The organism is Micromonospora sp. NBRC 101691 (assembly GCF_030269285.1).
Classification (GTDB): Bacteria; Actinomycetota; Actinomycetes; order Mycobacteriales; family Micromonosporaceae; genus Micromonospora; species Micromonospora echinospora.
This window is the reverse complement of sequence record NZ_BSTB01000013.1, coordinates 30,503-45,070: the sequence shown is the minus strand read 5'-3', so window position 1 is coordinate 45,070 and position 14,568 is coordinate 30,503. Positions and strand designations below refer to the sequence as shown.

The following is a 14,568-nucleotide window of genomic DNA, read 5'->3' as shown; positions in this document are numbered from 1 at the left end:
GAGGTACGGCCGCGACGCCGGTTCCGGTCGACGCCGGATCAGCGCAGGGTGTCGATGTCGATGACGAACCGGTACCGCACGTCGGAGGCGAGCACCCGCTCGTACGCCTCGTTGACCGCGTCGGCACCGATGACCTCGACCTCGGGCGCGATGCCCCGCTCGGCGCAGAAGTCCAGCATCTGCTGCGTCTCGGCGATGCTGCCGATCCCGGAGCCGGCGAACGACCTGCGGTTGCCGAACAGCGTGAACACGGGCACCGGCAGCGGCTCCGCCGGGGCACCCACGCTCACCAGCGTGCCGTCCAGGCGCAGCAGCCCCAGGTACGCGGCCATGTCGATCGGCACGCTGACCGTGTTGACGATCAGGTCGAAGCGGTTCCTGAGCACCTCGAAGGTCGCCGGGTCCGTGGTGGCGTGGTAGTGCTCGGCGCCGAAGCGCAGTCCGTCGTCCTTCTTGCCCAGGGTCTGCGACAGGACCGTCACCTCGGCGCCCATCGCCACGGCGATCTTGACAGCCAGGTGGCCCAGGCCGCCCATGCCGACCACCGCGACCTTCCGGCCGGGACCGGCGTTCCAGTGCACCAGCGGCGAGTACGTGGTGACGCCCGCGCAGAGCAGTGGCGCGGCCGCGTGGTACGGGATCTTCTCCGGCACGCGCAGCACGAAGTCCTCGTCGACCACGATGTGCGTCGAGTAGCCGCCCTGGGTGACGGTGCCGTCGCGGTCGACGCTCGCGTACGTCTGGGTGTTGCCGTCCAGGCAGTACTGCTCCTGGCCGGCGCGACAGTTCTCGCACTCACGGCACGAGTCGACCATGCAACCCACGCCGACCCGGTCGCCGACGGCGTGCCTGGTGACCTCGGCACCCACCTCCGCGACCCGGCCGACGATCTCGTGGCCGACCGTCAACGGGTACGGCACCGCGCCCCACTCCCACGGACGGTGTGGATGTCGGAGTGGCAGACACCGGCGTAGCGGATCTCGATCAGAACGTCGCGCGGCCCGACGTCGCGCCGCTCGACCGTGGTGCGCACGAGCGGTTCGCTGGCCGAGGTCGCGGCGATGGCGTTGACGGTGATGATGATGTCCTCCGATGACAGGGGGTGACGTGTACTGCCGGCACCGGTGACGGGCGACAGTACCGGGGCCGGGGTCAGGCGCGGGACTTCCCTCACGGGCGCAACAGGGTCTTGATGGCGCGGCGCTCGTCCATCGCCCGGTAGCCCTCGGCGGCCTGCTCCAGCGGCAGTTCGAGGTCGAAGACCCTGCCCGGGTCGATCGTACGGTCGCCGATCAGCTCCATCAGGTGCGGCAGGAAACGGCGTACGGGAGCCGGACCGCCGTGCAGGTGCACCAGCGAGAAGAACATCTCCAGGCCGGGCAGGCTCACGTCGTGGGTGACGCCGACGAAACCGACGTGCCCACCGGCCCGGGTGGAGTGGACCGCCTGCATCATCGACTCCTGCGTGCCGACGGCCTCCACCACCGAGTGCGCGCCCAGCCCGTTCGTGAGGTCCCTGATCCGCGCGACACCCTCCTCACCGCGTTCGGTGACGATGTCGGTCGCCCCGAACTCGCGGGCCAGCTTCTGCCGGGACTCGTGCCGGCTCATCGCGATGATCCGTTCCGCCCCGAGCTGTCTGGCCGCCAGCACCGCGAGCAGGCCGACCGCGCCGTCGCCGACGACCGCGACGGTCTTGCCCGGCCCGGCCTCGGCGGCCACCGCGGCGAACCAGCCGGTGCCCAGCACGTCGGAGGCGGCCAGGTAGCTGGGGACCAGGTCGGCGGAGGGCACCTCGGGCGTGGCGACGAGGGTGCCGTCGGCCAGCGGCACCCGCAGGTACTCGGCCTGCGAGCCCAACTCGCCCATCACCACGCGGTGCACGCAGGCGCTCTGGTAGCCGGCCCGGCAGATCTCACAGGTGTTGTCGGAGGCCCAGAACGAGCCGACCACGAACTGGCCGGGTCGGACGCCGGTGACCTCGCTGCCGACCTCCTCGACGACGCCCACGTACTCGTGGCCCATCACCATCGGGCCGTCCAGCTTCTGGATCCCCCGGTACGGCCACAGGTCCGACCCGCAGACACACGTCGCCGACAGCCGGATGACCGCGTCCGTCGGCTGTTCGATCCGGGGATCGTCACGGTTCTCGACCCGGACGTCGCCGGGGGCGTGCAGGACCGCACCACGCATGGCTGTTCTCCCTGTTCCACTCACCGATTCATCGCAACGCGCGACAACGCCGAGGCGATATTCCCGGCATTTCTGTTTCGCGCTGACCGGCTCCCAGAGAACCACGCCGCCGGTCTCGGCGGGAGACTCTGCGGAAAGGTGTACCGGCGGTACATCCCAGTTCGGCGCGGAGCGTCGTACCGTCGAGCAGGTGAACAACCGAGTCGAAGTGCACGACTTCCTCACCTCGCGCCGGGCCAGGATCACACCGGAGCGGGCCGGGCTGCCGACCACCGGGCAGCGCCGCGTACCCGGGCTGCGCCGCGGCGAGGTCGCCGCGCTGGCGGGGATGAGCGTCGAGTACTACGCCAAGCTCGAACGCGGCTCACTGGCCGGAGTCTCCGCCGGCGTGCTCGACGCGATCGCCCGCGCCCTGCAACTCGACGACGCCGAACGGGCCCACCTGATGCGCCTCGCGCAGGAGGCCAACGGCAGCAACGCGCTGCTGCGGCCCAGCCGGCGCGCGAAGCAGCGGACCGTGCGACCGAGCCTGCAGTGGTCGCTGGACGCCATGACCACACCCGCGATCGTGGTCAACAACCGCTCCGACCTGCTCGCCGCCAACCTGCTCGGCCGGGCCATGCACAGCGACGTCTACGCCGACCCCACCGGCGTGCCGAACTTCGCCCGGTTCACGTTCCTCGACAGCGCCGCCCGCCGTTTCTACCCGGACTGGGGTCTGTTCGCCGACATGACCGTGGCCAACCTGCGCACCGCGGCGGGCATCGACCCCCACGACAAGGGACTGCACGACCTGGTGGGCGAGCTCTCCACCCGCAGTGACGAGTTCCGCCGCCGCTGGGGCGCGCACAACGTGCGCATCCACGGCACCGGCGTCAAGCACTTCCACCACCACGTCGTGGGTGACCTCGCCCTCGCGTACGAGAGCATGGAACTGCGCGCCGAGCCGGACCTGACCATGACCGTCTACGCCGCCGAACCCGACTCGCCGACCGCGCAGGCGCTCTCGCTCCTCGCCTCCTGGGCCGCGACCACCGGCGACGGCAGCCTTCCGGCGGCGGATCGCCAGCCGGACCCGGCCAGCGGAACGCCCGGCGGAGGACGGTAGCGCCGCCGGTCGCGCCGGCGGGAACCCGGCCCGGGACGGTCGGATCCCGGACCGGGGCACGTGGGGTGGCCGAATCGATGCTCATCGCAGCCGCAGCGATGCCCGGGGACGTCTCTTCGGGGCCTGTTACGGACGTCGACGGCGTGTTCTCATACCGGCACGACGATGGCGGTGATCTTCTCAGCGGCGGCTCCCGGCCGTCCCGCTCTGCGGGCCCTCCGCCTCCCAGCGCGCGAAAGGGCGACCATGCGCAGGAAATCCATGTTCCAACTGGTAGTTCTGGCTGCCACGGCCTCGACGTTCCTGGCCTCCGGCGGCGCCGCCGGGGCGGTGCCGGCAGCGCCCGTGACCGCGTCCCCGGGTGTCGAGGCGTGTGAGCCGGGCACCGAGCAGCACAGCGCGGCGCGGGTGCGCGAGGGCGCCACCGCGCACGAGCCGGAGCTGTACGCCAAGAACGAGGCGAACGCCTACGGCGTGATCAAGGACTCGCCACGCCTGCCCGACGGCGGCGTCACCGTACCCACGGTCTTCCACATGATCTCCGACCGCCCGCTCAGCATCGCCGAGACGGACCGGTGGAAAGCCATGATCGCGGCGCAGATGACGGTGCTCAACGACTCGTTCGCGGGCCGCACGGCGGCGGACGCCGCCGACACACCGTTCCGGTTCTCGCTGGTCGACACGACGTGGACGGTGAACAGCGACTGGTACACGGTCGTGCCGGGCAAGAACGAGCGGGACATGAAGCGTGCGCTGCACACCGGCGACGCCCGCACCCTGAACGTGTACGCGGCCAACATCGGCGACGGACTCCTCGGCTGGGCGTACTTCCCGAAGGGTTACAACAACGGCCGGGACTACATCGACGGCGTGGTGTTGCTCGACGAGTCGATGCCGGGCGGAACGGCGGGCAAGTACGCCCTGGGCGACACGCTGACCCACGAGGTCGGGCACTGGCTGATGCTGGAGCACACCTTCGCGCACGGGTGCTCCGCTTCCGGCGACTTCGTCGCCGACACGCCGCGGGAGGCGGCGCCGCAGTTCAACTGCCCGGAGGGCGCGGACAGCTGCTCCGCACCCGGCCTGGACCCGATCCACAACTTCATGGACTACACGCAGGACTCCTGCATGAACATGTTCACCCCGGGCCAGGCGGACCGGATGAGCGACGCCTGGGTGGCCTTCCGGGCGGGCGGCGGCAAGTAACCGTACGTGTCGGGTCGGCGGGTCGCACGGTGGCCCGCCGACCCCTCGTTCCGGTCACATCCCGCCGAGCCGCCCTTATGCACCAGTTGTCGGGATTATGGTTGAAGGCCGGAGAGACCGCTGTCGCCGCACGGTGACGCGCAGCGCACGTCGCGACGAGCCGCCCGGAAGCGGCACGTCGTCCGGCCGGGAGGTGGACCGTTGATGCGAGAGGACGTTGCCGTGAGCGACGTCGACACCTGCTGACATGGACTGGGCCGGTTGGGCGGTGTTCGGGCTGGTCGCCACCGCCGTGCTCACCGCAGCGCTGATCGCCGCCCAACTCGCCGGTCTCACCCGCCTCGACCTGCCCCTGGTGCTCGGGACCCTCGTCACCGAGGACCCCGACCGGGCCCGGGTCGTCGGATTCGTCATCCACCTCTGTGCCGGTCAGGCCTTCGCCCTCGGGTACGCCGCCGCGTTCGCGCTGCTGCGCCACGCGACCTGGTGGATCGGCGCGCTGTTCGGGATGCTGCACGTCGGGATCGCGCTGACGGTGCTCCTGCCGCTGCTGCCGGGGGTCCACCCGCGGATGGCCTCGGAGCGGGCGGGCCCGGCCAGCACGGCCGTGTTGGAGCCGCCCGGCCTGTTCGGCCTCAACTACGGCCTCCAGACTCCCGCGGTCACGGTGGTCGTCCACGTCATGTACGGGACCGTCCTCGGCCTGCTCCTCGGACCATGACCGACGGGCCGGACGTGACAGGCCGACGGCACCCGACCCCGATCAGCGACTACGGGCTGCTGGGGGACACCCGCACCGCCGCCCTCGTCGCCGGGGACGGCGGGATCGACTGGCTCTGCGTGCCCCGCTTCGACGGCGAGCCCCTGTTCGGCCGGCTGGTCGGCGGCCCGGACGCGGGAACCTACCGGGTGGGCCCGGCCCGGCCGGCAACGGTGGTCGAACGACGCTACCGGCAGCGCACCGCCACCCTGACGACGACGTGGGCGGTGGGCAGCGGTCGGCTCACCCTCACCGAGGCCATGGTGGCCGAGATCAGCGGACGCCTGCTGCCCACGACCCTGCTCGTGCGGCGCCTGTCGGCCACCGGGGCGGCGGTCGACGCCGTCGTCGAGTTCGACCCCCGCCTCGGCGCACGGCACCGCCGTCCCCGGGTCGACCACCGTGGCCGGGCCCTGCGGTGCGAGTGGGGGGCGCTCGCGGTCTCTCTGGCCAGCGCACCCCGGCTCCCCGTCGAACCCGGTCGGCCCGTCCCGATCACGGTCCGGCCGGGCCACGCGGTCACCCTCGTGCTGGCGGTGGCCCACCGCGAACCGGTGATCCACGTCGAGCCGGCAGCCGCCTGGGAACTGCTGACCGAGGACGAGAGCCGGTGGCGTGCCTGGACCACCGGGATCGACAGTTCGCTGCCCTTCCGGGAGCACGTCGTACGAAGCCTGCTGACCCTGCGCCTGTTGACCTACTCGCCCTCGCAGGCGCCGGTGGCCGCACCCACCACCTCACTGCCGGAGGAGCCCGGCGGAACACGGAACTGGGACTACCGCTATGTCTGGCCCCGGGACGCCAGCATCGGCGTCAGCGCCTTCCTCAGCGTCGGCAAACCCGACGAGGCCCACGGGTTCCTCGCCTGGCTGTTGCACGCCAGCCGGCTCCAGCGGCCACGCCTGCCGGCGCTGCTCACCCTGCACGGCCGCCGCGTACCAGCGGAGCGGCCGGTGCCCGGCTGGCCCGGCTATCTCGGCAGCGTCCCGGTGCGGGTCGGTAACGGTGCCGCAGACCAACACCAGCTCGACGGCTACGGCTGGGTGATCGACGCCACCTGGGCGTTCGCGCAGGCCGGACAGCGCCTCTCCACGGAGACGTGGCGGGCGGTGCGCGGCTTCGCCGACCTGGTCGCCCGCCGCTGGCCGGAACCCGACGCCGGCATCTGGGAGATCCGGGCACCCGCCCAACACGTGCATTCCAAGCTCATGGGCTGGCTCGCCCTGGACCGGGCCCTACGCATCGCCGAGACCCACCCGCTCTCCGACCGCCGACGTCGACGTTGGCAGCAGGCCCGGGACGCCGTCGCCGACGAGGTGCGAGCGCGCGGCTTCGACCCGACGGCCGGCAGCTATGTCCGCAGCTACGACTCGGCCGACCTGGACGCGGCGCTGCTCGTCCTGCCGCTGCTCGGCATGGACGACGTTGGATCGTCCCGGGTGCACGGCACCATCGACGCCGTTCGGTCCCGGCTCTCCGCCGGCGGACCCCTGCTCTACCGCTACCCGCCGGGGCGGGACGGCTTCCCCGGCACGGAGGGCGCGTTCCTGCCCTGCTCGTTCTGGCTCGTCCAGGCCCTCGCCCGCGTCGGACGCCGCCGCGAAGCGGTCGAACTGTTCCAGGCGATGGTCGACCACGCCAGCCCGCTCGGCCTCTACGCCGAGGAACTGGACCCGGCCACCGGCGCCCACCTCGGCAACTACCCCCAGACGCTGACCCACGCGGCGCTCGTCCAGGCCGCACTCGCCATCCGGGACGCCCCCGCGGCCGGTCCCGGATCCGCCTGAGCACTGCCGCCGGCACGTTCGAATCGTGCGGGGACGGACCCGGACCCGGCCCGTCCCCACCGCAACTGCCCGCCGTGGTGGCCGGCGGGACGACCTACGTCTGGATGGCGAACGTCGCCACGACGCCGTTGTGGTCGGACTTCGTGCCGCCGACGATGCTGTAGTCGGTCATCCACATGACCTGGTGCTCCGGCACGCGCTTCCAGAAGTAGACGTAGTCGATGTGCCGTCCCGACGTGTGCGTTCCGGTGCCCTTCTCTCCGTAGAGGTTGTAGACGGAGCGCAGGTTCGGCAGGGAGTTGGCCTCGAAGACCTTCCACGGGAACTTCTCGTACCCGTACGCCCGGTCGGCGCTGAAGTCGATGTTGAAGTCGCCGCTGACGATGACCTGGCCGTCGTCCTTCTTGTCGGCGGCCAGGTTCTTGATGTTCTGGATCTGCTCCTCGGCGCACCGGGTGCGCGGCAGGTCCTCCGGCCGGCCGTTGTTCTCGATGCTCGCGTTCAGGTGCGCGTTGATGTGGACGACGTTCCGGCCGCTCGCCTTGTGCCGGTAGGCGACCCAGTTGTTGTAGCGGGCGGGCGGCACCTCCCCGGGCCCGTTGGTGTCGCACACGAAGACGGACCCCTTGTCGACCACGTCGAACATGCTCTTCCTGGCCAGCAGGGCTTCCTGCGCGGCGCTCGTCGGCTCGGGCGCGTACAACCACCAGCCGTTCGCCGCGGCCCAGTCCTGCAGGTGGGCCTTCCGCTCCCCCACCTCGTTGAGGCCGACCAGGTCCGCCTTCGAGGTGATCAGTTGCAGGTCGGCGACGAAGTCGGCCCGGCTGAGGCCGTGGTAGATGTTCAGCGTCGCGGCCTGGAAGACCGCGTTCGCCGCGGCGGCGGGTGGTGCCGGCAGCAGGCCGGTCACCAACGCGACCGCACCGACCAGAACGGCCGCGCCCCGGGCCGACCATCGTCTCCTACTCGCCACGGCGATCCCTCCCGGTGACATGACGCCGACCTGAGCGTGGCCGACGGAGAAAGTTATCGCCGTGATGTTAGTCGATATCGAAGTTTGTCACCGCAGGAAGATGGTTCCCTCCCATCCCGGGCCATGTGCTGCCGTCGTCGGGAACATCAGTCCGCTCGCGAAGCGACCGGCGTTGATGTTCGTCAGGAGCCGCCCCTCGCTGTTGATCGAGACCAGGTCGGCGCGGCCGTCCCCGCTCAGATCGGTCGGGTAGGGCAGCATGTTCGCGTGCCAACCCTGGCCCACCGAAGCCCGGGGTCCAAGGCTGACCAGTCCGTTCGTCACACCCCGGTTCCGGAAGGCGGCGAGCGTCCCGTCCGCCAGCACGCCGAGCACGTCCGCAGGTCCGTCGCCGTCGAGGTCGACGACGTGCATCGCCAGGTGACCGGTCCAGCCCTCGCCGACCCGTTGACCGGCGGCGAACATTCCTCCGGCGAAACTGCCGGTGTTCAGGTAGTGCCACAGCGATCCGTCGGACTTGACGGACATCAGGTCGGCTCTTCCGTCACCCGTGAGATCGCCGACGAAGGGAAGCTCGGCGGCGCTCCACCCCTGCCCGACCTGGACGGCCGGACCCCAGGTCACCGCGCCGTTGCTCATGCCGGTGTTGCGGAACGCCCTGAGCGTGCCGCCCGGGAACACCCCCAGCAGGTCGGCGCGCCCGTCGTCGTCGAGGTCGGCCAGGCGCACCGCCGACGTCCCCTGCCAGCCGCCACCGACCTGGACGCCTGCGGCGAACATGCCACCCGTGAAGGACCCGGAGTTCCGGAACTGCACCAGGGCCCCGGCGCTGTTCACGGTGAGCAGGTCCGCGAGCCGGTCACCGTCGAGGTCACCGAGGACGGGCAGTTGCGCGGTCGACCAACCCTGCCCGACCGTCTGGGTGGCGCCCAGCTCCGGCCAGTTCATCGTGGTACGCAGGTTCTCGTACGCGTTCAGCGTGCCGCCACCCGTCACGGCCAGGACGTCCGCGCGTCCGTCTCCGCTCAGGTCCACCCGGTCGACGCCCCGCCGCAGCGCGAAGGTCACCAGGGGGTGGAGTACGCCGTGCGCCACCGACTCGGGGTGCGCGGCGATGGCGGGAAGCAGGTTACGGATCTCCCGGCGGAGTTCGTTCGCCACGGTGGCCTGCCCGGCGCGCTCGGCGATCAGGAGATCCACGGCGCGGGTGGCCGCGTCCACGAGGCGCACCGTCTGCTGGAGCCAGGGTCGCGCCTGCGTCGTCAGGCTGGTCGGCATGGCCTGTAGGTCCGTGCTGGCCGTCTTGAGGGCGACGAGCCGCTGTTTGAGCGCGGCGGCGGCGCTGTCCACCCCGGTTCCGGTGCGGAGGGCGTCGCGGAAGCTCCGGATGGCGTCGGCCAGCGCCACCGAGTCGGTGCGGTCGATGACGGACGAGCGGTTGACCTCCGCGAAGGTCCGGAGCTGCCCGGCCATCGACCCACCGAGCGTGTCGATGGCGCGGGACCAGGAGTCCTCCGGCCGGTACCGGGCCGGATTCCAGGCGAAGTCGGCGGCGGTGAGCAGGGGCAGCTGGGAGGGGCCCTGCTGGGTCATCTCGTTGAACAGGATCCCCGGCGCAGCCGAGAGCGCGGCCTCGCGGCCGACCAGCGGACCCATCTGGAGCCGGTCCCAGACCTGGTCGTTGACCGGGAAGTTGTCCCAGATCGCGAGGCGGTGCCGGGGGAACGCCGACTGGGCGTCGTCGAGGTTCCTCCTGGTGATGCTCGGCGACAGCACCTCGGGTCCGGTCCAGTAGACACCCACCGCGGTGTCGAGCCGGGTGTCGAACTCGGTGCGGTAACTGCTGACCGCCGTCCCGGCGTACTCGCTGCTGACCGTGTACAGCTGGCCCATGCCGGTGCGGGCGCCGACGAACCGCGTCTGGACGAAGTTCGTGACGTCGGCCTGTGCCCGCGCCCAGGCCGTGACCCCGGTTCCGTACGTGTCGCGGTCGGTCGCGCAGGAGAACGGCCGCGTCGGGAAGACGTCGTCCCAGGCGATGACGAAGTGGCGGACTCCGATTCCGTACATCTGGTCGAGCCGGGAGAGCAGGGTGCTGCGCTCCGTGGCGGAGGAGTGGCAGATGCCACTGGCCTGGTCCAGCGGCATCTCGGGTGAGATCCGGTACACGAACGCGACGTGCAGGCGGTGTGCCTTGGTGACGACCTCCCGCAGGTCGCCGAGTTCCGCCGCCGAGTACGGGGTCCGCCAGTTGTCGCTTCCGCTGCCGCCCGTGCGCGGGTCAGCTGCGGGGCCGTAGAAGAAGCGGTTCATCTTGTTGCGGGCGAGAACCTCCACCTGTTCCAGCCGGTCGGCTTTCGTCCAGAGGGCCACCCCTGGTGGTGGCGGGTTGGCCGAGTCCATCCCGCCGCGGAACGAGAAGGCCGGCCAGTCCCTGATGGTGACGCGCGCGATCCGCGCGCCGGAGGAGTCCGAGGTCAGGAGTTGCCTCAGGGTCTGCGCGGCGTAGAAGGTGCCCACCTTTCCGCCGCCGGAGAGGACCACCCGCTGCCTGCCGCCGGAGTCCGTCCCGGTGGCCAGCAGATAACCCTGGTCGGGTAGGGCGCCCGGGGCTGCGACGCCGATCGCGGTCAGGGCCGCCGCGCTCGCGGGTGTCTCCTGCGCTCCGCCGACGTAGACGGTCGTCCCGCCGCCCGGGTCGGTGCCGGTGAGGGTGACGCTCGTGTCGTGCGCGGCGAGAGCGGCCACCACGGCGTCGACGGCCGGCTGGTCCGCGGCCGTGCCACGGACGACCGTCAGCGCGGCCGGCAGGTCGAGCGGAGTCCCGGTGACGGACAACTCCTGCGGCTGCGGATGCAGGGCCGGGGTGGCGGCTGCGCCACCGGCCGTGGACGGGGAACCCAGCAGTCCGACCGTGCCGACGAGCGAGGCGAGGACGCAGCCGGCCAGTGCGCGTGGGAAGCGCCGACGTCTCCGAGGGCCGTTTCGCATGGAGATCCTCCTGGGAACGGGAAACATGACGTGAGCCGTGGCACGTGGCGGGTACGCGACGACTTCCCGAAATACTGGGCTAGACCGGGCAGCCTCGTCAATGCCTTCGACCGGACCGGCGGTAACGCCGCTGGTCACCGCGCCCGACAGCACGGTTCGCGCGTGGACCGGACTCGCCTGCCCGCCCTTGGCCGGTTTGCCGGGTGCGCCATCATGTAGCGATGCCGCACCGTCTGTCCTATGCCGACGCCGTCCGGATCCTGGGTGGCTCGGGGCCGCTCGCCAAGGCCGTCGACAACCTGCTCGGCGGCGCGCTCACCGTGGCGACCGCGGGCGGCAGCGATCTCGCGATCAGCCTCTTCGACGCCAAGACCGAGGTGGTCCGGCTCGGCGGCGTGGTCACGGCCAAGATCAGCGATTCCGTACGCGGACTGGGGCGCCACGACCGCAGCGAGCGGCTCCAGGCCGCGCACGCCGTCCTGGTGGTCACCGCGTTCTTCGAGGAGCTCGACGTCTGCCTCACCGCTGCGGGCTTTCGTGATCCCGGTTTCACCCGGCAGGACCAGCTCGCGTTCGCCGCCGACCGGGGCGAGGGGACGCTGGTCGACCGTTTCCTGCGCACGCCGGTCCCGCTGCCGACGCCCGACCTCCCGTATGCGGGCCTCCTGACCGCTCTCCAGGACTGGTACGCCAAGGAGTCGACCCGCATGAGCCGCCACCTCGCCGGGCTGGCCGTCTGGGACCGGGCCGACGAGCGCGCCCGCCGCATGCTGGCCGATCTGCTCGACCGGCGGCTGCCCGGTGCGGCCGTCGCCCGCTACGACGAGACCCACCGCCGCCTCGCCGAGGAGATCCCCGAGTTCGCGTTCTGGGCCGATCGCCTCGAGGCACGTGCCGCCGCCCGGGGCATGGAACGTCTCGAAGCGCTGCTGCTACGGGCCGGCTCGGGGCGCGCCCCGGGCCTCCATCGGGCCGCGCTGTCCCGCTCCTGTCGCGCCGAACTCGACCGTCCCATTCTCGGCGGCGACACGGGGGGTCCGCTCCTGCCCACGCTCGGAGCCGCGTACCTCGATCCGCGCTTCCGGGTCCGGGCGGCCGACCCGGCCGCCCGACCCGCGGACGACCAGTGGTGGGCCGACGCCGGCGTGCGCGACGACCTCGCCGACTTCCTCGCCGCCCACCTGACCACGCCCCAGGCCACCGAGGCCCCGATGCTGCTGCTCGGCCAGCCGGGCGCCGGGAAGTCCTCGCTGACCCGGATCCTCGCCGCCCGCCTGCCCGCCGACGACTTCTTCGTCTGCCGGGTCCCGCTGCGCGAGGTGCCCGCCGAAGCCGAGATCCAGGACCAGGTAGAACGGGCCCTGCGCCTCGCAATCGGCGAGACGGTGTCCTGGGCAGAGCTCTCCCGCGACGCCGACGGCGCCCTGCCGGTCATCCTGCTCGACGGCTTCGACGAGCTCCTCCAGGCCACCGGCCTGCACCAGTCCGACTATCTGCACCGGGTCGCCAGGTTCCAGCAACGGGAGGCAGCGTTGGGCCGCCCGGTCGCGGTCATGGTCACCACCCGGACCGCCGTCGCGGACCGTGCGCGCATGCCCGTCGGCGCCCTCGCCGTACGCCTCGAGCCGTTCGACGACGCCCAGATCGAGCGGTGGCTGACCGTCTGGAACGAGACCGGTCAGCCCGTCGAACCCCTGACGCCGGAGGTGGTCCTCCGCTTCCGCCACCTCGCCGAACAGCCGTTACTGCTGCTCATGCTCGCCCTCTACGACGCCACCGGCAACGCGCTGCAGGACGACGCCGCAGCACTCGACGACGGTCAACTCTACGAGCGGTTGCTGGCCTCGTTCGCCGAACGCGAGGTGCGCCGGGTCCACCCGGGACAACCCGGTTCGGCCGTGCCGGGGCTGGTCGAGCAGGAACTCCTGCGCCTGTCGGTGGTCGCCTTCGCGATGTTCCACCGCCTGCGTCTCTGGGCCACCGAGCGCGAGTTGGACGACGACCTGACCAGCCTCGGCATCGCCCCGTCGCACCCGGGCCGCACCGAGGCCTTCCGCAGCCCGCTCACCGCCGGTCAGGAGATGGTCGGGCGCTTCTTCTTCATCCAGCGCGCCCAGGCCGTCCAGGACGACCAGACCCGGCAGACGTACGAGTTCCTGCACGCGACCTTCGGCGAGTACCTCGTGTCCCGGCTCGTCGTACAGGCCGTCCGCGACACCGAGGCGCGCGAGTCGGCGAGCACGCTGGCCCTGCGCATGGGCCCGTCGAACGACGACGACCTGCTGCGGTCCCTGCTCGGCTTCACGCCACTGACCGCCCGCGCCACGATCCTGCCGTTCGTCGCCGGTCTGCTCGACGGCCCCGACCGCGACCGCATCCGGGCCTGGTTGACCGGTCGCACCTCCCAGGCCATGACCCGCCCGCAGTACGCCGAGAGCCGCTACCGCCCCGTCGACAAGCGCGTCGACCACTGGATGGCCACCTACTCGTTCAACCTCCTCCTGCTGACCCTGGCCTGCGGCGGTGAACTGCGGGCGTCGGAACTGTTCACCCGGACCAACGACCCGGCGGCCTGGCTGCGCAACTCGGCTCTGCAGTGGCAGGCCGCCGTGCCGAGCGGCATGTGGATGGACACCATGGAGGTCCTCAAGATCACCCGCACCTGGCGCGACGGCCGCCGCGACATCGTCCTCGAACACGCGCCCGGCTGGACGGCCGACCTCCCGGATCCCACCGACGTGTACTGGATCAACGGACTGGAACCCGGCGAGAGACGCGCCGCGCTCGCCAAGGCCGGCTTCGAGATACCGCCCGCGCTCCGGTCGATGCACCTGAGCAACCACCTGAGCGACGACACGCTGCTACACGCCCTGGAACCGTTGATCCGACGGATACCTACAACGCTGACCCAGTTCGCACAGCAGGAGAACGGCAACCACCTCTCGGTCGCGCATGCTCTCGTCCGGATGTGGCTGGCGGTCTCGCTGCACGCCCCCGTCGAGGAACTGGTCGCCGCCTGCGATAACGCCTCCTCCGCCGTGGTGGACCTGGCACCGATCGATGCTGAGAACACGCCGGCGATCGGGGACGCCACGGCGATGCTGCTGGGCACCATGCGCGTCGAAGCGCACCGTCTGCCGCCGGAGAAGGTCTGCGAGATCGTCCATCAGCAACTCGACGAAGGATGGATGACCGTGCGCGCGGCCGCCAGCGCGATCCACTGCCTCGTTGCGTCATCGGCCACCGAAGCTTGGTACGGAGCCCTGCTCACCTCGGACCTAATCGGCGGATACGCATATGGCATCGACGTCGGCGCGCTCGTCACGGCGCTACACGCGCTGGTCGGCAGCAGGGAACCCGAGGCGTCCAGCCTGCTCCCTCGGTTGGCCGCAGCCCTGACCGAGGCCGGACGCCGACCGGACCTCGAACGCGCGGCCCCGGACCTGGCCGACGCCCTGTTCGCCCGCCCGCACCACCCCACGCCAGATCACGAATCCACTCCGGAGAACGGCGGCTAGCTGAACTCCCCGACCGACGCGCGCGACGGCCG

8 protein-coding genes and 1 pseudogene are annotated in these 14,568 nt (G+C 71.4%); 5 read left to right on the top strand and 4 right to left on the bottom strand.

Going from position 1 to position 14,568, the window contains the following annotated elements; all coding sequences use genetic code 11:
• Window positions 1–38 precede the first annotated feature (38 nt).
• A pseudogene (locus QSK20_RS19930) lies at window positions 39–1,081 on the bottom strand (NAD(P)-dependent alcohol dehydrogenase).
• Between the two features lie 89 nt (window positions 1,082–1,170).
• Window positions 1,171–2,193, bottom strand: coding sequence for a zinc-dependent alcohol dehydrogenase family protein (locus QSK20_RS19925; protein ID WP_285790107.1), 1,023 nt, complete (start codon window positions 2,191–2,193; stop codon window positions 1,171–1,173).
• Between the two features lie 190 nt (window positions 2,194–2,383).
• On the opposite strand from QSK20_RS19925, the gene QSK20_RS19920 reads away from it, so the two are divergent.
• The 4 genes from QSK20_RS19920 (at window position 2,384) to QSK20_RS19905 (ending at window position 7,054) form a co-directional block, all read left to right on the top strand.
• Window positions 2,384–3,301, top strand: a complete 918-nt coding sequence (locus QSK20_RS19920) for a helix-turn-helix transcriptional regulator (protein ID WP_285790106.1) — start codon at window positions 2,384–2,386, stop codon at window positions 3,299–3,301.
• A 261-nt stretch (window positions 3,302–3,562) separates the two neighbouring features.
• Complete coding sequence (locus tag QSK20_RS19915) at window positions 3,563–4,507, top strand: zinc metalloprotease (RefSeq protein WP_285790105.1); 945 nt, start codon at window positions 3,563–3,565, stop codon at window positions 4,505–4,507.
• A 247-nt stretch (window positions 4,508–4,754) separates the two neighbouring features.
• Window positions 4,755–5,228, top strand: coding sequence for a hypothetical protein (locus QSK20_RS19910; RefSeq protein ID WP_285790104.1), 474 nt, complete (start codon window positions 4,755–4,757; stop codon window positions 5,226–5,228).
• Window positions 5,225–7,054, top strand: a complete 1,830-nt coding sequence (locus tag QSK20_RS19905) for a glycoside hydrolase family 15 protein (RefSeq protein WP_285790103.1) — start codon at window positions 5,225–5,227, stop codon at window positions 7,052–7,054. The genes QSK20_RS19910 and QSK20_RS19905 overlap by 4 nt, the downstream gene beginning before the upstream one ends.
• Before the next feature lie 94 nt (window positions 7,055–7,148).
• Here the strand turns inward: QSK20_RS19905 and QSK20_RS19900 are convergent, their stop codons facing one another.
• Together QSK20_RS19900 and QSK20_RS19895 are read right to left on the bottom strand one after the other, a co-directional pair.
• On the bottom strand, window positions 7,149–8,027 hold the full coding sequence (locus QSK20_RS19900) for an endonuclease/exonuclease/phosphatase family protein (RefSeq protein WP_285790102.1): 879 nt from the start codon (window positions 8,025–8,027) through the stop codon (window positions 7,149–7,151).
• An 87-nt stretch (window positions 8,028–8,114) separates the two neighbouring features.
• Window positions 8,115–11,018, bottom strand: a complete 2,904-nt coding sequence (locus QSK20_RS19895; protein WP_285790101.1) for a beta-N-acetylglucosaminidase domain-containing protein — start codon at window positions 11,016–11,018, stop codon at window positions 8,115–8,117.
• Between the two features lie 221 nt (window positions 11,019–11,239).
• Between QSK20_RS19895 and QSK20_RS19890 the strand changes: the two genes are divergently transcribed.
• Window positions 11,240–14,536 (top strand): NACHT domain-containing protein, encoded by a 3,297-nt coding sequence (locus QSK20_RS19890; RefSeq protein ID WP_285790100.1) that lies wholly within the window; start codon window positions 11,240–11,242, stop codon window positions 14,534–14,536.
• Window positions 14,537–14,568: the final 32 nt, after the last annotated feature.

Excerpts from the sequence above, each read along its gene's own strand:
- QSK20_RS19925 (WP_285790107.1), bottom strand. The coding sequence starts at position 2,193 with ATGCGTGGTGCGGTCCTGCACGCCCCCGGCGACGTCCGGGTCGAGAAC.
- QSK20_RS19915 (WP_285790105.1), top strand. The coding sequence starts at position 3,563 with ATGTTCCAACTGGTAGTTCTGGCTGCCACGGCCTCGACGTTCCTGGCC.
- QSK20_RS19910 (WP_285790104.1), top strand. The coding sequence starts at position 4,755 with ATGGACTGGGCCGGTTGGGCGGTGTTCGGGCTGGTCGCCACCGCCGTG.
- QSK20_RS19905 (WP_285790103.1), top strand. The coding sequence starts at position 5,225 with ATGACCGACGGGCCGGACGTGACAGGCCGACGGCACCCGACCCCGATC.
- QSK20_RS19895 (WP_285790101.1), bottom strand. The coding sequence starts at position 11,018 with ATGCGAAACGGCCCTCGGAGACGTCGGCGCTTCCCACGCGCACTGGCC.
- QSK20_RS19890 (WP_285790100.1), top strand. The coding sequence starts at position 11,240 with ATGCCGCACCGTCTGTCCTATGCCGACGCCGTCCGGATCCTGGGTGGC.